The sequence below is a fragment of the Novosphingobium endophyticum genome (assembly GCF_014640675.1).
GTDB classification, from domain to species: domain Bacteria; phylum Pseudomonadota; class Alphaproteobacteria; order Sphingomonadales; family Sphingomonadaceae; genus Novosphingobium; species Novosphingobium endophyticum.
Genome location: NZ_BMHK01000006.1, coordinates 135,963 through 152,767 on the forward strand (window position 1 = coordinate 135,963; position 16,805 = coordinate 152,767).

The window sequence follows — 16,805 nt, forward strand, 5'->3', positions numbered from 1 at the left end:
ATAATCCATGTCCACCGAAGTCAAGGTCCCCACGCTCGGCGAATCCGTGGCCGAGGCCACCATCGGCCAGTGGCTCAAGCAGCCCGGTGAAGCCGTTTCCGCAGACGAGCCGATCGCCAGCCTGGAAACCGACAAGGTCGCCATCGACGTGATGGCTCCGCATGACGGCGTCATGGGCCAGCAGCTTGCAGCCGAGGGCGATACCGTCACGGTCGGCGCGCTGATCGCCACTATCGAGGAAGGGACCGGCTCGTCAGGCAAGGGAGCCGCCCCGGCGCCAAAAAATGAAGCCGCACCCAAGGCCGAGACCCCGCCCCCCGCTGCCGCTGCCGAAGAAGCGCCTTCGGGTGCCTCGGTGCTCTCCCCCGCCGTGCGGCGCGCGGTTCTGGAATACGGGATCGATCCTGCCACCATCAAGGGCACCGGCAAGGACGGACGCATCACCAAGGACGACGTCGTCGCCGCCGCCAAGGCCAAGTCCGCCAGTCCGGCGCCGACGGCTTCCACTCCCGCCCGTCCCGAGCGTGCGGAAGGCCCGGCACGCAGGGAAGAGCGCGTCAAGATGACGCGCCTGCGCCAGACGATCGCCAAACGCCTCAAGAGCGCGCAGGACAATGCCGCGCTGCTCACCACGTTCAACGACGTCGACATGACGGCGGTGATCGAGGCGCGCAACAAGTACAAGGACGTGTTCGAGAAGAAGCACGGCATCCGCCTCGGCTTCATGAGCTTCTTCGCCAAGGCCTCGGTCCTGGCGCTGAAAGACGTGCCGGCCGCCAACGCCTATATCGAGGGCGACGAGATCGTCTATCACGACTACGTCGATATCTCGGTCGCGGTCTCGGCGCCCAACGGCCTTGTCGTCCCCGTCGTTCGCGACTGCGACAAGCTCTCCTTCGCGCAGATCGAGCAGTCCATCGCCGACTACGGCAAGAAGGCCAAGGACGGCACGCTCACCATGGAGGACATGAAGGGCGGCACCTTCACCATCTCCAACGGCGGCGTGTTCGGCTCGCTGATGTCGACGCCGATCATCAACCCGCCGCAGTCGGCGGTGCTGGGTCTCCACCGCATCGACGAGCGCCCGGTAGTCCGGAACGGCGAGATCGTCATCCGCCCGATGATGTACATCGCCCTGTCCTACGACCACCGCCTGATCGACGGCCGCGAGGCGGTGACCGCGCTCAAGATCATCAAGGAAGCGATCGAGGATCCGACGCGATTGCTGATTGAGCTGTAAGCACGTCGTCCCGGGCTCGACCCGGGACCGGTGGCAGTGCTTCCCCCGCCGAACGAGCGCCAGCGGTCCCGGATCAGGTCCGGGATGACGGAGAAGAAGAATGGCTGAATACGACTACGACGTCCTTGTCATCGGTGCCGGCCCCGGCGGCTATGTCGCCGCAATCCGCGCGGCGCAGCTCGGGCTGAAGACCGCCTGCGCGGAAGGGCGCGAGACGCTGGGCGGTACTTGCCTCAACGTCGGCTGCATTCCTTCGAAAGCGATGCTCCACGCCTCGGAATATTTCGACGCGGCAGCGAGTGGCACTATGGCGAAGATGGGCATCAAGGTTAAGCCCGAACTCGACCTGGAGGCCATGCACGGCCAGCGCAAGGATTCGGTCAAGGGCCTGACCGGAGGCATCGAGTTCCTGTTCAAGAAGAACAAGGTCGACTGGCTCAAGGGCTATGCCCAGTTCAAGGACGCGCACAGCGTTGAAGTCGCGGGCAAGACCGTGACTGCCAAGAACGTGGTAATCGCCACCGGCTCCTCCGTCACCCCCCTGCCCGGCGTCGAGATCGACAACTCCAAGGGCGTGGTCGTGGATTCGACCGGCGCTCTGGAACTGGCTTCGGTGCCGAAGAAAATGGTGGTCATCGGCGGCGGCGTGATCGGGCTGGAACTCGGGTCGGTCTGGCGGCGACTCGGCGCGGAAGTCATCGTCGTCGAATTCCTCGACCAGCTCCTGCCCGGCATGGACATGGACGTGCGCAAGGAAGCGGCCAAGATCTTCAAGAAGCAGGGCATGACGCTCAAGCTCTCGACCAAGGTCACCGGCGTGACCGTCAAGGGCAAGAAGGCCACCCTCACGCTCGAGCCCGCCGCCGGCGGCGATGCCGAGAAGCTGGACGCCGACGTCGTGCTGGTTTCCATCGGCCGCAAGCCCAATACCGAGGGCCTCGGCCTCGACGAGATCGGGCTGGAAGTGAACCAGCGCAGCCAGATCGAAACCGACCACGACTTTGCCACCAAGGTCGATGGCGTCTGGGCCATCGGCGACGTCATCCCCGGCCCGATGCTCGCGCACAAGGCCGAGGACGAAGGCATTGCCGTGGCCGAGAACATCGCCGGCCTCACCGGCATCGTGAACCATGACGTGATTCCCGGCGTCGTCTACACCCAGCCCGAGATCGCCGGCGTGGGCCTGACCGAGGAAGCGGCCAAGGAACGCGGCGCGGTCAAGGTCGGCAAGTTCCCGATGCTCGCCAACTCGCGCGCCAAGACCAACCACGAGCCCGACGGCTTCGTGAAGGTTATCGCCGACGCCGAGACCGATCGCGTGCTCGGCGTGTGGTGCATCGCCTCGGTCGCCGGCACGATGATCGCCCAGGCCGCGCAGGCCATGGAATTCGGCGCGACCAGCGAGGACATCGCCTACACCTGCCACGCCCATCCGACGCACTCCGAGGCGATCAAGGAAGCAGCTATGGCGGTGACCGGCAAGCCGATCCACATCTGAGGCGAGATGGCCGGGACGCCCAACGCCTTGCTAACGGCCCAGGGCGAGCGGTATCGTCTCGATGCGAGGCCCGTTGATCCTGCGCGCGGCTCCCGCGTGCCATCCCGGCCCGCAGCATCGACATGCCGCTGACCGGCCCTGCCATCCCGATCCTGCCGCCGATGCTGGATTTGCTGGGCATCGCCGTGTTCGCGCTTTCCGGAGCGCTCGCGGCGGCGCGCTTGCGGCAGACGGTGGTGACGGTTGCCTTTTTCGCGCTCGTGACCGGTGTCGGCGGCGGAACCTTGCGCGATCTCCTGATCGGGGCGCCGGTGTTCTGGGTTCACGATCCGCTGGTGGCGCCTCTATGCCTCGCGGTGGCGCTTCTCGCCTGGTTCACGCCCGTGCGCTGGTGGGAGGGACAACTGCTGGAATGGGCCGACGCGCTGGGACTCGCGGTGTTTGCGGTGCTTGGCACGATGAAGGCGCTTGCCTGGGGCGTGCCGGTGGTCCCCGCGGTGCTGATGGGTGTGGTGACCGGCTGTATCGGCGGCGTCATTCGCGATGTGCTGGCCGGGCAGCCCTCGATCCTGATGCGTCCGGAACTCTACGTCACGGCGGCGGCGCTGTCGGCGGCATTGGGTGCGCTGGGGATGGTGCTCGGCCTCGCACCGGCACTGACGTGGGCGCTTGCCGTCTTCGCCGGATTTTCCCTGCGCGGCGCGGCGATCCGCTGGTCGATCGGCCTGCCCACCCATCCGGGCACACGCGGGGACTAGGAACTTCAGGGGCCGATCCGCCAGAAGGCGGCTTCCGCGCGGCGGATTGTACAAAGCCGCTTCGCGCCTTCCCATAGTTCCGCATTGCGGTTGGGCGCTTCGCACCTCGCCACGTCGAGCGCGTGGCCGGCATCCGCAGCGTCGAACTCGATCCTCTTTTCCACCCCCACGCCGTCATCCAGAAACTTCAACGTGTACAGAGGCATGTCTCCTCCTGCGAGTGCCGCTCGCGGTCTTCATATCCTTCCGCACCATTAGCCAAAAATCGCCGCCCGGTTCCCGCTGCGTGCGGCAAGCGGGGGCTGCACAGCGCCGGAACGCCGCGTCACCCATCCCCGATCCGCCGCAAGCGGCAGGCAACGCGCAAAAAAGCCTCAGTCGCGCCCGGCGACCGGCGGGTCCTCGCCAAGATCCTCGTACCAGGCCTCGACCGGACCGGAGAGCTTGATCGTCAGCGGATTGCCGCGGCGGTCCATGGTCTTGCCCGCCTGCACGCGCACCCAGCCTTCGGAAATGCAGTATTCCTCGACATTGGTGCGCACCGTGCCCTTGAAGCGGATGCCGACGCCGCGGCGCAGCTTTTCGCCGTCGAAGTGCGGGCTCTTCGGGTTGATCGCCATGCGATCGGGCGGGACGTCGGGGCCGGACGAGATCTCTTCGGTCATGAGCCGCGCTTTAGTCCGCGATGGGCGCCTGTCAATTTCGAACCTTGTCAATTCGATCCGATTTGTTTAGGGGCGCGCTTCCGCACTGGAAGCGGGCGCGTAGCTCAGCGGTAGAGCACACCCTTCACACGGGTGGGGTCACAGGTTCAATCCCTGTCGCGCCCACCATCTTTTCTGGCACTTGGCTGGGGAGATGGCACCGCTCGGGGGAGCTGATTTCATCGCTCTTAACCCCAAAAATCTGCACAATAGGACCGCCTATTTGCCCAGGCGGCCTTTCCGACGCGGCGGTCACGGCCCTCAGCATGGCGATGAACTGGTCCCAGTCCGGCTCTGGCGGCTCGCCCCCTCGGGCGCGTAGAAGGCGCTAGGGTTCATAGTGATGTTGAAATTCCTCGTGTGACATTTGGGCCCTCCATTCGGGCGCGTTTGCCGGGCGCAGAGGAATTGCTATGTGGAGAAACTCCAAACTTGGGTGCATATTCAGCGTTCCTCACTTGTTCTTCATTCCGCAAGTCGCGTAGTGACTATGGCAAGGGGGCTTTATGGCACTTACGAAGAGATGGGCTGGCCGCGTTTGGGGCACGAATGTTGGCAACGTATTCGTCACCCTAGAAGGTGAAGATGCTGCGCTGACCGGCACACTTCGGATAAATGAGCCGAGCGTTGGCATTGCCGTGTACGCGGTGCAAGGCACGTTCGACGCCCCCCCCTGACGTTGACCGGCCAACCGCAGGCACAAATCGAGGGCGTCGAGTTTGGACAGCTCTCCGTCACCGGCACCATGAACGCCAAGGGCGAAATCAACGGCGATTGGCAGACCACAATCGGTTCGGCCGGGACCTTCGTGCTCTTTCCCCATGCAGCCGGTGAGCAGACCGACGATGTGCAACGAGCCGAGCAATTCCACACGGCCCGCTTCAATTTCGGCGCTATTGAAATTGATAAGGAACAGATCACGGAAATCGCTGAGAACATCAGGCGCGAGTTTCCTAGCGTCATTGTTACCGAGGTCGCAGGCACTGAGCAGGCTCGCTACCTTGAGGACTTCAAGCAGCTGCAATTCACCGTCGACCGCGCCGAGATCATCAAGATATTCGCGCAAAAGCCCGATGGGAGCGGCGCGAATCAGGTGATCTCAATCGAATTTGGCCCGCAGGTGAATACGGCCATGACCCAAGGGCGAACGAGGCGTGGGTACTCGGCCAGCTTGAGACGTTGAAGCGCGACCTGAAACGGTACGAGCGCACTTACATCACGAATTTCAAGCGATGGGGCATCGGCATCAATCAAGTGATGCTGCTGGCAGCTATCGTGTTCCTCCCCAGCCTGGGTAACTTGAAGGACCGCGCGATCCTGATGGGCGTGGTTCTGGCCCTGATCTTCGGGGTCAACTGGCTGCACTCGCGGTATGTGCCCTACGCGGCGATCTACTTGCGCGAAAAGAAGAAGGGCTGGTTCGGGAAGGCTTGGCCGAGGGTCGCCTCATGGGGGATCGGTATCGTGGCGGTTGTGATCGGCACCTTGGCAGCGGCCTACCTCCAAGGGGCGCTCAAGATACCTTCGCCGCCACCCGCTATCGAGGCACCCAAGGACAAGTAGGCGATTAGATTGCGTAGGAACTGACGTCACGCCCCCTGCAGCGTTTGCATACGGGCGGCGGGGCGGTACACTTCTTGGGTCGAGCCGTGAACGCTGATCGCCGGAACGGCCGGGGAGAGCAGACAGCCGCAGACGACGCCCGGCTCCATGCCGGCCATCGCCGCGTCGGACCGCGCGGGACTCGGATTACCAAGCACGAAAAACACCTTGACTTCGGCCCCTGTGTTCGATATTTCCATATTTATCGAATCATTGGAACATGTGATGGAAGCCAACCGCGTCATCCGCGCCCTGTCTGCTCTGGCGCAGGAGCATCGACTTGCCGCATTCCGGCTGCTGGTACAGGCAGGCGAGGATGGCATCGCTGCCGGTTCGCTGGCGGACCTGCTCGACGTGCCTCCTTCCTCGATGAGCTTCCACCTTGCCCAACTGGCCAATGCCGGGCTCGTTACCCAGCGGCGGGAGAGCCGCTCGATCATCTATTCGGCCGACTATGCCGCGATGAACGGCCTGATGGGCTACCTCACCGAAAACTGCTGCGGCGGCGTTCCCTGTACCGACACGGGTGCCGAGGCTGCCGCCTGTCCTTCCGATCCCGAAAGAAAGAGCGCCTGATGAAACGGTTCCATGTGCATGTCGGCGTTACCGACATCGACAAGTCGATCGCCTTCTATTCCAGCCTGTTCGACGCCGAACCCGCCGTGGTGAAGCCCGATTATGCCAAGTGGCTGCTCGACGATCCGCGTATCAACTTCGCCATCTCCATGCGCGAGGACGCCGCCAAGGGGATCGAGCATCTGGGCATGCAGGTCGCGGACAGGGCCGAGCTGGCCGAAGTCTACGACCGGCTCACGGCTGCCGACCGCCCGGTGCTGGAAGAAGGGGCGACCACCTGCTGCTATGCGCGGTCGGAGAAAAGCTGGATCGCCGATCCCGACGGCGTGGTGTGGGAAGCCTTCCTGACCGAAGGCGATAGCACGACCTATGGCGGCAGCCCCGATCTCGATCGGCTCGTCTCGGCCAATGCCGCATCCGGCGCCTGCTGCTCGCCGCAGGTGGCACCGGCAAAATCCTCCTGCTGCTGAGGCTTTCATGTCCGATAGACCGCTGAACGTGCTGTTTTTGTGCACGGGCAACTCCGCGCGCTCGATCCTGGCCGAGGCCATCCTCGCTCAGGACGGCGAAGGTCGCTTTCGCTCCTACAGCGCGGGGAGCAATCCCGCCGGCACCGTCAATCCCTGGGCGATCCATACGCTGAAAACGCTGGGCTATCCGGCGGAGGGCTATCGTTCGAAAAGCTGGAACGCGTTCGCCAACGGGCCGGAGTTCGACCTGATCTTCACCGTGTGCGACAATGCGGCGGCGGAGAGCTGCCCCGTCTGGCCGGGCCGCCCCACCAGCGCGCATTGGGGCATTCCCGATCCGGCGGCCGTGGAGGGAAGCGATGCAGAGAAGGCCGCAGCCTTCCTCGACGCGTTCCGCATGCTCAAGCGGCGGATCGACCTGCTGCTCACGCTTCCGATCGCGAGCCTGGAGGCACTGGCGCTGCGCGAGAAGTTGCAGGCCATCGGCCGCGAGGCGGACGAGCAATGACCGCGACAACCGCTGATTTCGAAGCCCGCGCGGCGGGCCTTGGCCTTTTCGAGAAGTGGCTGTCGGTCTGGGTTGGCGCGGCTATCCTCGCCGGCATTGCGCTCGGCAATCTTGCGCCGGGGATATTCGCCTCGATCGCCTCGATCGAATACGCCTCGGTCAATCTCGTCGTCGCCGGGCTGATCTGGGCGATGATTTTCCCGATGATGGTGGCGGTCGATTTCGGCGCCGTGCGCCGCGTCGGCGACAAACCCAAGGGCCTCGTCATCACGCTGGTGGTCAACTGGCTGATCAAGCCCTTTACGATGACAGCTCTGGGCGTGTTGTTCTTCGAGATCGTCTTCGCGGACATCATCGCGCCCGCCGATGCGCAGCAGTACATCGCCGGACTGATCCTGCTCGGCGCCGCGCCCTGCACGGCGATGGTCTTTGTCTGGTCGCAGCTGACCCGGGGCGATCCCGCATACACACTGGTGCAGGTGGCGGCGAACGACCTGATCATGATCGTCGCCTTCGCCCCCATAGTGGCGCTGCTTTTGGGCGTGACGGACATCGCCGTGCCGTGGGAGACGCTGCTGCTCTCGGTCGCGCTTTACGTCGTCATACCGCTGGCGGCGGGGGCCTTCGTTCGCCGCCGCCTGCTGACAAGCCATGGCGGCGACGAACACGCGGTGTCTGATTTTACCGGCCGGATGAAGCCGCTCTCCATCGTCGGCCTGCTGCTGACCGTGCTGCTGCTGTTCGGCTTCCAGGCCGAGACCATCGTTGGCCGCCCGCTGCTGATCGCGCTGATCGCGGCGCCGATCATCATCCAGAGCTACGGAATATTCTTCATCGCCTATGGCGCGGCCAAGGCGTGGAAGGTTCCGCATGCGGTAGCCGCTCCTTGCGCGCTCATCGGTACGTCCAACTTCTTCGAACTCGCCGTGGCGGTGGCCATCGGTCTGTTCGGGCTGGGAAGCGGAGCGGCCTTGGCTACCGTGGTCGGTGTCCTCGTCGAGGTTCCGGTCATGCTCTCGCTTGTCGCGATCGCGAACAGGACGCGCAATCGCTTCACCGGCGACTGATACCAGGCTGCCAGCGCATTGCCGGCCTTCAGCCTGAAGCTGACGTCCATGACCGCCACCTTGCGGATGCCGGGCGGCGCGGCGGCCAGCCCTTGCACCGCCAGTTCCCGCTTCGGCCGTTTCAGCCCCATGGGCGGAACCCGGAAAGGCACGGCGCCGAACAGATCGCGCAGACGGCCGAGGGCCTGGCGGCTTGAGATCATGCCTTTCCAGTTGCCGATCATCTGTTCGACCGGCGCCAGCGCACGGGCCGAAAGAATGGACGCCGCGATGATGATCCCCCCGCTGGCGTTCCCGTTGATCACGAGGAAGGCACCGAGCGCCAGCGTGGCCGATTGCAGCAGCATCCGGAACGCCTTGGTCGAGCCGGTCAGCGTGCTAGATATGTAGGAATAGCGGTCGTTGGCGCGCAGGTATTCCGCCTCGATCGCATGCCATTCGCGCCGCCGGGCGGTCGCCATGCCAAGGGCTTTCAGCGTTTCGGCATCGCGCAAGGTCGCCTCGGCCAGGGTCAGCCGTTTCGCGCCCGAACGCATCGTCTCCAGGGCGAGCAGCTCGGTCATGCGGTTGTTGACCAGCATTAGGGCGACCAGCACGAGAACGCCCGCCAGAGCCAGCAGGCCGATGCTCCAGTGGAACACCGTGAGGATGAGCAGATAGACGAGCACCCACGGCAGATCGGCTATGGCAAGCGGCCCCGCCCCCGAGAGATAGCCGCGCACCGTATCGGCATCGCGCACCACCTGCGTGCCGTTCGGAATCGGCCCGCGCGCCAGTTCGTGGCGCGAGAGGACGTCGAGCACCCGGTCGCTGATGCCGCGCATGAACAGCGATCCGACCTGAACCATGACCCGGCCGCGCACGACATCGAGCACAGCCTGGAAGCCGTAGGCCAGGGTCACCAGCACCAGCAGGCTGACGAGCGACGGAACGCTGCGACTGGGGATCACGTCGTCATAGACGAGCAGCATGAAGAACGAGCCGGAGAGGAGCAGCACGTTATAGACGCTGCTGATCGCCAGCACCGGCAGCAGGACACGCCGCAATGGCGCGATGGCCTTCTTGAGCTCGGTGGACAGCCTGACGGCGAATATCATTCAAAGTCATCCGCGAAAACACGGTAACTCAATATCGGCCCGCACCGGAATGGCGATCACTAGCTGATCCGATCTGGAGCCAAACCGGATGCAGTCGCGGTTCTCTTGGGAAACTCCGCGCCTAGAATGGCCCCGCATATCGAGCGCTGCACTGCCAAGGGGTTCCGGGTGAAATTCATCGCATTGCTGCGGCTCGTCCCTGTGCTCTTCGCGGTGCTCCCCCTCCCGGCGGCACGCGCCGACACCCTCGAGGAGGCGGTGCGCAAAGCCTATGACAACAATCCGGGCCTTGCCGGAAACCGTGCGCTCACGCGGGCAGCGGACGAACTGGTCACCCAGGCCAAGGGTGCATACGGTCCGAGCCTGACCCTGAGCGCGAGCCACGACTATTCGCTGCGGCGGACCGCGATCGAGGACAGCATCTTCGAGGAAGAAGGCTTCGGCACGACGGCTTCGGTCACGCTGTCCCAGCCGATCTTCACATCGGGACGGCTAGCCTCGGGTCTCGATGCGGCAAGGGCGGGCCGGATGGTCGCGCGGGAGAACTTGCGCGCCGGCACCCAGCAGCTGATTCTCGACGTCGTCAGCGCCTATGCCTCGCTGCGGCGCGATATCGCGCTCTACGGCGTGGCGAAGGAAATCCACGGGCTGCTGCGACAGCAGCGCGACGTGACGCTGGCGCGGTTCCGGCTGCGCGATTCTACGCAGCCCGATGTCGACCAGACCGACAACCGGCTACAGATCGCCGCCAGACGCGTCATCGTCGCCCGCGCCGCGGTGGAGGCCAGCGCGGCGCGATACCGCAATCTGGTGGGCACCTATCCGGAAAGGCTCGAGCCGCTACCGGCCCTGCCCGACCCGCCGACGCTCGAGACGCTTTACGTGGAGGCCGAAGCACACAACCCGGCGCTCCCGGCCGCCAGATTTACCGAGCGGCGATCGCGCGCGGCCGTCGCCGCCGCCCGCGCCGCAATGGGACCGCAGGTGAGCGTCTTTGCCACGGGACAGCGCGCGCCTGTGACGCCCTATCAGAACACCAACCACACCGAATCGATCGTCGCCGGCGTCGGCGTGACGATGCCTCTCAATTCGGGCGGCCAGCTCTCCGCCGCCGTGCGCGAGGCCACCCAGCGCAATCTGGCCGATCAGCAGTTCACCGAGCAGACGCGGCGCGACATGCGCGAAACCCTCGCCACCGACTGGAACCTGTACCGGGCCGCGAGCGAGGCCCTGCCGCGCTATCAGGCCGCCGTGCGCGCGGCGGAAAGCGCGGTCGCGGGCGTGAAGCAGCAGGAGACCTCGGGCATCCGAACACTGCGCGATGTGCTCGATGTCACCAACGACCTGCTCACCGCGCGCACCAGCGCGGCCGAAACGCAGGCAGAACTCTACATCCGCAAGGCCGCCGTGCTGCGCGATACCGGACTGCTGACGATCGGGCTGTTCTCGGACGAGGCGGCGTACGATCCGGACAGCTACAGGCCCACGGCCTCCGTTCTTGCCGGTCTGCCGCTGCGCCCGGCGCTCGATCCGATCGACCGCCTCCTGCGCGATTCCCATGTCCGCCCGACGCGGATCGAAATCGAAGACTCCGCGGCTTTCGAATGGGAGGGCACGCACGACGCCGCTCCGCAACCGCCGCGATAGTTCCCTCCTCAGCCCGCCGGCCGGCACAAGTCGGCGACGAAGCCCCGGTGGTCCGAACCGACGTCCGGCCCGATCCTGATCGCCGTCACCCGCCAGTCCCGGCCCACGATAAGGTGATCGATCTGCCACAGACCGGGCAGGGAACGGCCGCGAATCGTGCTGGGCCAGGTCGGCCGCCCGGTTGGCGTCACCCGCAGGCCATTGCGCGCCGCGAAGTCCCGCAAGAGCCGCATCCTTGGCGACATGTTGAAATCCCCCATGATCAGGGCGCTGGCGGAATGGCCCAAGTATTCGTCGAGTTTCAGCAACTCGTAACGTTGTGCGCCGACCGGCAATGGACGTGAAAGGTGGACGGCAAATATGCGCGTGTCGGGCAGAGCCTGACGGTCGGCGCCTGTCGTACCGGACCCGAACGTCATCGTCACGGCCGAAAGCGCCTTGCGGTTGTCCGCATCGCCATGGGCCAGCGATTGCGCGCCCAACGGCGCCGCGCGCGAATACAGCAGCGTCGAGCAACGCCCGCCGCCAAGGCAGGACCGCCAATAGGGATAGCGCTCCTGCAACACGTTCCGTAGTGCCAGACCCGTCCTGAGTTCGGCCACGCCAACGACTTGCGGCTGTTCCGCGTCAAGCCAGTCGGCGATCCGGTCCGGCTGCTCGGGATGATGGGCGTTGATCCAGGCGACACGCAACCGCTGGGCCGAAGGGCCGCACGTTACCGGCTCGGATCTCTCCGGGAACAGCACCGCGAGACCCGGAACGCAGCACAGAAGAAGCAGCACCCGCCCAGGCCAGCGCCGCGCGCGAAACGCCAGGAACACAGCCAGCAACAGGCTGCCTGCCGCCAGTGGCGCCGCCGCCAGGTTGATCAGATCGAGTACGGCGTAGCTGCCGCCAAACCGCGCGGCGGCTAGAAGCAGAAGGCAGACGACAAGCCCGAACCGGGCGGCACGGTGCATCGGGGAGAGCCGGCGGCCGTGGCCTCGCCTCGCAACGGATGCCCAGCGATTCTGCAAGTCGGGTCCCCTCGGCTCAGATCCTCGTAGCCGCGCGCGGGTGGCAGGTCAGCGACAGCGTCAGGCTGGCAAGCGCTGCGAAGCAGATGCGCATGAAACGATCTCCTGTCTGCGCGGGAGGCGCGGCCGCGCCACGTCGAATCAGAGGCCCGCCTGCAGCAACCACTCGTGGAAGATGCGCACAGGGCGCGTTTCGAGCGCTTTGGGGCGGCAGATGAACCAGTAGCGATAAGGGCTGTCGACATTCGTGTCGAAGAGAAGCGCGAGCCGGTTGTCATGCGCGCGGCGGAAGTGGTCGTCATGCATGATCGCGATGCCGAGGCCCTGCGCCGCGGCCTCCAGCACAAGCTGCCCCGAATCGAACTTGTCGACCGAGGCCGGCTCGACATCGGACATGCCGATCGCCGCTTTCCACGCGTCGAGGCTTTCGGGCAGGTCGTTGTGGATCAGGAAGGTCTGCTTGGAGAGCTTTTCCGCGTCGGGGACGGGACCGATCTCCCTGGCGACTTCCGTCGAGACGATGGCGTAGACCTTGTTCTGGTCGAGCTGGATCCGGTAGAAACCGGGATCCGGTTCCTTCGAAAGGATGATCGCGGCATCGAGCGTATCGCCCACCCGATCCTCAAGGTGCGTGCCGGTGTCGATGTCGATGTGCAGGCGCGGGTGCAGCTTGCGCAGTTCGGGCAGTCGCGGGAACAGGCGCTGGCCGCCGAACAGCGAGGGCACGCCGAGGTGCAGTCGCCATACCTGCCCGCGATCGATCTGGGATTCCACCGCCTCAGCCAGTTCCTCCAGCTTGGGGCCGACGACATTGTAGAATGCCTGCCCCTCGTCGGTCAGCTTCATCGACTGGTGCTGCCGCGTGAACAGGCGCTTGCCCGTGAAGTCCTCCAGCGCGGCGACGCGGCGGGACAGGGCGGAAGGCGAAAGCGCCAGCTCGTTCGCGGCCGCCTTGGCGGAACCAAGGCGTACTACGCGTACGAAGGCCTCAAGCGCGCGCAGGGGGGGCAGTCGGCGGATCGGCAATGGAGTTCTTTTCGTCGCTGTGGCTGGTCACGCGATCCGCACTGCGGATCGCGCGGCCCTATGTGAGCTATTCGTGCTCGTTTTCCAAGCCTTCCCGTGGCGGATGAAGACGAAGGCGGGTCACATGGCGTTCATTGCCTTCGATAATCTCGATCCGCCAGCCGCTGTCATGCTCCAGGATCGTGCCCACCTGCGGAACCTGCTCGGCCAGGACGAAAGCCAGGCCGCCCAGGGTATCCACAGCTTCCTCGACTTCGGCCAGGCGCGAATCGATGCGTTCGGCGACTTCCTCCAGCTCGACCCGCGCGTCGGCCTCCCACATGCCGTCCTCGAGCGGGATCAGCAGTTCGCCGGGCGTCTCGTCGTGTTCATCCTCGATATCGCCGACGATCTCCTCGACGAGGTCCTCGATGGTGATGATGCCGTCGGTGCCCGAATATTCATCGATCACCACGGCCAGGTGCGTGCGCCGCGCGCGCATGTCGGCCAGCACGTCGAGCGCGCCGCGCGACTGGGGCACGTAGAGCGGCTGGCGCAGGAGGTCACTCCAGTCGAGCGGCGCCTGATCGCCGCGCGCGAGGATCGGGAACACGTCCTTGATGTGGATCATGCCCTTTATCTCGTCGAGCGATTCGCCGTAGACGGGCATGCGGCTGTGGCCATGCTCGGCGAAGGCCGCGACCACTTCGTCCCATGTCGCCGACGCCGGAATCGCGACGATATCCGCCCGCGGCACGGCCACGTCGTCGGCGTCGTGCTCGCTGAAATGGAGCAGGTTGCGCAGCATCTGCCGTTCGAGCAACGACAAGTCACCGTTGGACGGGCCGTCCGTCGCGGTGTCGCCCTCGTGTTCGTTGATGACTTCCTCGATCTGCGCGCGGAGCGACTGATCGACGTCGGATTGGAAAAGTCGCCTGACGACACGCCAAAGCGTGCCGCTACTGTCCGGTTCTCCCGAGCCGGGCTCGGCGTGGCGGCCATTGTCGGCCATCGTGTCTGGTTACCCTTTTGATGCAGAATCAGCCGTCATATGGGTTGCCGATACCCAGAAGGGCAAGAGCTTTCGTTTCGAGGGCTTCCATCGCGTCGGCGTCCTCGGGTGAAATCTCGTGGTCGTGCCCCGCGAGGTGGAGCAGTCCGTGGATGATCAGGTGCGCGGCATGGTCCTGCGCGGAAATGCCTTTTTCCGCCGCCTCGCGCGCGCAGGTCTCATGGGCGAGAGCAATGTCGCCCAGCATCTCGGGCGGCCCCTCGGAGGCCAGATCCAGCAGTTCGGCGCGTTCCAGCATGGGGAAGGAAAGCACGTTGGTGGGCTTGTCCTTGCCGCGCCACTCGCGGTTGAGGACGTGCACTTCCTCGTCCGAGGTGAAGAGCAGGCTGGCGGTGAGGCGCGGATTGGCCAGTTCTGGCGCGACCCGCCGCAACGCTTCGAGCGCGCGCTCGGCCACGTCGGACCAGTCAGTGCCGGCGGGCCAGGGGGCTTCGATGTCGGTTTCGAGATGCATGCCGCTCCCTACCCGTTCGTGTCGCGCGAAGTCGAGGTCCCCAATGCGGCACATGTGGCCCTGCCCGCCAGAGGGGACGCGATATTGGGGCACAAATGACTGAAAATCGGGGATTCTCCCCCCTCCTCTTCAGAGGAGGGGGCTGGGGGTGGTGGCGACGCGTCAGCGTCGCGTGCGGTCCGGCACCACCCCGCTGCGACTACCACCGCCTCGCGGGCGCAAGTCTCGCTCCCCTCCTCTGAAGAGGAGGGGACGGCGGCTAACGAGACATGTTCCAGTGACCAGTTTCGGCCGGAATGTTGGGGGAAGCGGACGTCAGTAGATTGCGACTCCGCCACCTCCCAACGCGACGACTGACATTCCTCCATTCTCAGGAAGCAGCGAAATTTGCCATCCCTCGTAACCGGAAGAGTTATTGAACGCGTCAAGCCTTATCCCATCTTCAAAATGGAGGGCGAGGTCAGATGTTTGGCTGTCCACGGATATGCCTATTATCGATCGCGAGCCTATAAGTTCATTCGCAGTCGCCGCCCCATCTACAGGGGCTGGAAGGCCGAATTGCTGCCCATCATCCTCATCCGCAAAGGCGATCAGACCACCTGTCACGATACGCCATGGGACTGGAAGAGCAATGCTGCCACCACCCGCGATATTGATTGCCCAGTCTGCCTCTCGCCGAGCAATTTCGCATTGCCGCCCGAACAGCGCTTTCTCAACCATTGGGAGCCAATCTATGTTCATAGCCCTAAGGTTGGCACCTGTTCTGAACGTCCGCAACGTCGGCGTGTCCGGAACGGCAACTTCGCGGCGCAAGATCGCAATAGCTGCCGTGGCATATCTGGCGGTAGACCGGTTCGGTCCGCCCGCCGTGCCCCGACTTCGCTCGACACGAACGGGAGGTTGATCGCTACTCCGCCGGCCCCTCATAGGCCTCGACGATCCGCCCCACGATCGGGTGGCGTACCACGTCCGCCGCCGTGAACCGCGTGATCTCGATGCCTTCCACTTCTTCCAGCTTGCTCACCGCATCGGCCAGGCCGCTCATCCTGTCGCCGCCTGGGATGTCGACCTGCTTCGGATCGCCGCAGATCACCATGCGGCTGTTCTGGCCGAAGCGGGTGAGGAACATCTTCATCTGTTCGCGCGTGGTGTTTTGCGCCTCGTCGAGGATGACGAAGGCATCGGCCAGCGTGCGCCCGCGCATGAAGGCGATCGGCGCGATCTCGATCTCGCCCGAGCCGAGGCGGCGTTCGACCTGCTCGGGCGGCATGCAGTCATAGAGCGCGTCGTACAAGGGGCGCAGGTAGGGATCGACCTTGTCCTTCATGTCGCCGGGAAGGAAGCCCAGCTTCTCACCCGCCTCGACCGCCGGGCGCGAGAGGATCAGGCGCTGGACCGAGCCGGTCATGAGTTGCGAAACCGCCTGCGCCACGGCGAGGTAGGTCTTGCCGGTACCCGCCGGGCCGAGCGCGAAGATCATGTCCGAGCGGGCCAGCGCGCGCATATACTCGATCTGCGTCGCCGAGCGCGGGACGATCGTCTTCTTGCGCGTGCGGATCATGATCGGCGGCGCGCCTTCGTCGCCGGCAATGATTCCTTCCAGCGTCGGTTCGGCGGACATGGAGATCAGCGATTCGACCGCGCCGGCATCGAGGTCCTGCCCCTGTTCCAGACGATGATACATGCCGGTAAGCGTTTCCCGGGCGCGGGCCACCGCGTCTTCCGGGCCTTCGATCTGGATGCGGTTGCCGCGCGCGGCGATATAGACGCCGAGCCGGTTCTCCACCTGCACGAGATTGGCATCGAACTGTCCGAACAGGGCCCCCAGCAGCGCGGGTTCGTCGAACTGTATTTCGACACGAGCCCGACGATGCGTTTCGGGCCGGAACTGCGCCGGGTCATCGGCACGGGCTGCTTTGCGGGCCATGCGCTCCTTTCGGGCAAATCGTTTGTTCTGACTCGAAGATGGCCTCGCACTTCGCGCCATGCAAGCGCCGAGCACGGGTAAATGGAGCGCTTGGCGGTGGATAACCGGGCCGCCCGCCGCGAATGCCGCCAGCCGCCTGCCGAACCGTGGCGTCGCCGATTGCG

General features: G+C 65.0%; 19 protein-coding genes, 1 tRNA gene and 1 pseudogene. 11 read left to right on the forward strand and 10 right to left on the reverse strand.

The window, feature by feature from the left end; genetic code table 11:
* Positions 1-7 precede the first annotated feature (7 nt).
* The 3 genes from odhB (at position 8) to IEX32_RS06505 (ending at position 3,496) form a co-directional block, all read left to right on the forward strand.
* Entirely contained in the window at positions 8-1,240 is a 1,233-nt protein-coding gene (odhB, locus tag IEX32_RS06495) for a 2-oxoglutarate dehydrogenase complex dihydrolipoyllysine-residue succinyltransferase (protein ID WP_188769663.1), read from the forward strand.
* Between the two features lie 100 nt (positions 1,241-1,340).
* Positions 1,341-2,738 (forward strand): dihydrolipoyl dehydrogenase, encoded by a 1,398-nt coding sequence (lpdA, locus tag IEX32_RS06500; RefSeq protein WP_188769665.1) that lies wholly within the window; start codon positions 1,341-1,343, stop codon positions 2,736-2,738.
* A 122-nt stretch (positions 2,739-2,860) separates the two neighbouring features.
* On the forward strand, positions 2,861-3,496 hold the full coding sequence (locus IEX32_RS06505; protein WP_229736194.1) for a trimeric intracellular cation channel family protein: 636 nt from the start codon (positions 2,861-2,863) through the stop codon (positions 3,494-3,496).
* A gap of 5 nt (positions 3,497-3,501) precedes the next feature.
* Here IEX32_RS06505 and IEX32_RS06510 read toward each other — a convergent pair whose 3' ends face one another.
* A complete protein-coding gene (locus IEX32_RS06510) occupies positions 3,502-3,702 on the reverse strand; it encodes a hypothetical protein (RefSeq protein WP_188769667.1) in 201 nt (66 codons plus the stop codon).
* Between the two features lie 168 nt (positions 3,703-3,870).
* The gene (locus IEX32_RS06515) at positions 3,871-4,161 is read right to left on the reverse strand and encodes a DUF3297 family protein (protein WP_188769669.1); all 291 of its coding nucleotides are present in this window, start codon (positions 4,159-4,161) and stop codon (positions 3,871-3,873) included.
* 93 nt (positions 4,162-4,254) lie between these two features.
* On the opposite strand from IEX32_RS06515, the gene IEX32_RS06520 reads away from it, so the two are divergent.
* From IEX32_RS06520 to IEX32_RS06530, 3 genes are all read left to right on the forward strand, one after another.
* Positions 4,255-4,329, forward strand: a tRNA-Val gene (locus tag IEX32_RS06520).
* A 550-nt stretch (positions 4,330-4,879) separates the two neighbouring features.
* Positions 4,880-5,383, forward strand: coding sequence for a hypothetical protein (locus IEX32_RS06525; RefSeq protein ID WP_188769676.1), 504 nt, complete (start codon positions 4,880-4,882; stop codon positions 5,381-5,383).
* Complete coding sequence (locus IEX32_RS06530) at positions 5,380-5,763, forward strand: hypothetical protein (protein WP_188769678.1); 384 nt, start codon at positions 5,380-5,382, stop codon at positions 5,761-5,763. The genes IEX32_RS06525 and IEX32_RS06530 overlap by 4 nt, the downstream gene beginning before the upstream one ends.
* 26 nt (positions 5,764-5,789) lie before the next feature.
* Here IEX32_RS06530 and IEX32_RS06535 read toward each other — a convergent pair whose 3' ends face one another.
* Positions 5,790-6,002, reverse strand: a complete 213-nt coding sequence (locus IEX32_RS06535; RefSeq protein WP_188769680.1) for a hypothetical protein — start codon at positions 6,000-6,002, stop codon at positions 5,790-5,792.
* Between the two features lie 25 nt (positions 6,003-6,027).
* Here IEX32_RS06535 and IEX32_RS06540 point away from each other — a divergent pair, with 25 nt between their 5' ends.
* From IEX32_RS06540 to arsB, 4 genes are read left to right on the forward strand one after another with little or no spacing between them, the layout of a single operon-like run.
* Positions 6,028-6,378: an ArsR/SmtB family transcription factor gene (locus IEX32_RS06540; protein WP_188769682.1), complete on the forward strand. Its 351-nt coding sequence runs from the start codon at positions 6,028-6,030 to the stop codon at positions 6,376-6,378.
* Positions 6,378-6,848 (forward strand): ArsI/CadI family heavy metal resistance metalloenzyme, encoded by a 471-nt coding sequence (locus IEX32_RS06545; RefSeq protein WP_188769684.1) that lies wholly within the window; start codon positions 6,378-6,380, stop codon positions 6,846-6,848. The genes IEX32_RS06540 and IEX32_RS06545 overlap by 1 nt, the downstream gene beginning before the upstream one ends.
* A 7-nt stretch (positions 6,849-6,855) precedes the next feature.
* Positions 6,856-7,356 (forward strand): arsenate reductase ArsC, encoded by a 501-nt coding sequence (locus tag IEX32_RS06550; protein ID WP_188769685.1) that lies wholly within the window; start codon positions 6,856-6,858, stop codon positions 7,354-7,356.
* Positions 7,353-8,423 (forward strand): ACR3 family arsenite efflux transporter, encoded by a 1,071-nt coding sequence (arsB, locus tag IEX32_RS06555; protein WP_188769687.1) that lies wholly within the window; start codon positions 7,353-7,355, stop codon positions 8,421-8,423. Before IEX32_RS06550 ends, arsB begins: the two co-directional genes overlap by 4 nt.
* Positions 8,424-8,683: 260 nt before the next feature.
* On the opposite strand, the pseudogene IEX32_RS20635 reads toward arsB, so the two are convergent.
* A pseudogene (locus IEX32_RS20635) lies at positions 8,684-9,520 on the reverse strand (ABC transporter transmembrane domain-containing protein); the annotation flags it as partial.
* Positions 9,521-9,646: 126 nt separating this feature from the next.
* Between IEX32_RS20635 and IEX32_RS06565 the strand changes: the two are divergent.
* The gene (locus IEX32_RS06565) at positions 9,647-11,167 is read left to right on the forward strand and encodes a TolC family protein (RefSeq protein WP_188769689.1); all 1,521 of its coding nucleotides are present in this window, start codon (positions 9,647-9,649) and stop codon (positions 11,165-11,167) included.
* A gap of 8 nt (positions 11,168-11,175) precedes the next feature.
* On the opposite strand, the gene IEX32_RS06570 is transcribed toward IEX32_RS06565, so the two are convergent.
* The 6 genes from IEX32_RS06570 to IEX32_RS06595 all read right to left on the reverse strand — a co-directional run bounded on the left by IEX32_RS06570 (position 11,176) and on the right by IEX32_RS06595 (position 16,641).
* The gene (locus IEX32_RS06570) at positions 11,176-12,126 is read right to left on the reverse strand and encodes an endonuclease/exonuclease/phosphatase family protein (protein WP_188769691.1); all 951 of its coding nucleotides are present in this window, start codon (positions 12,124-12,126) and stop codon (positions 11,176-11,178) included.
* 198 nt (positions 12,127-12,324) lie between these two features.
* Positions 12,325-13,209, reverse strand: a complete 885-nt coding sequence (locus tag IEX32_RS06575) for a LysR substrate-binding domain-containing protein (RefSeq protein WP_188769693.1) — start codon at positions 13,207-13,209, stop codon at positions 12,325-12,327.
* 67 nt (positions 13,210-13,276) lie between these two features.
* Positions 13,277-14,200 carry a hemolysin family protein gene (locus tag IEX32_RS06580; protein ID WP_188769695.1) on the reverse strand — a complete coding sequence of 308 codons (924 nt, stop codon included), beginning with the start codon at positions 14,198-14,200 and terminating at the stop codon, positions 13,277-13,279.
* Positions 14,201-14,228: 28 nt separating this feature from the next.
* Positions 14,229-14,714 carry an rRNA maturation RNase YbeY gene (ybeY, locus tag IEX32_RS06585; protein ID WP_188769702.1) on the reverse strand — a complete coding sequence of 162 codons (486 nt, stop codon included), beginning with the start codon at positions 14,712-14,714 and terminating at the stop codon, positions 14,229-14,231.
* A gap of 315 nt (positions 14,715-15,029) precedes the next feature.
* Positions 15,030-15,434, reverse strand: coding sequence for a hypothetical protein (locus IEX32_RS06590; RefSeq protein WP_188769704.1), 405 nt, complete (start codon positions 15,432-15,434; stop codon positions 15,030-15,032).
* Positions 15,435-15,621: 187 nt separating this feature from the next.
* Complete coding sequence (locus IEX32_RS06595; protein WP_188769706.1) at positions 15,622-16,641, reverse strand: PhoH family protein; 1,020 nt, start codon at positions 16,639-16,641, stop codon at positions 15,622-15,624.
* Between the last annotated feature and the right edge of the window lie 164 nt (positions 16,642-16,805).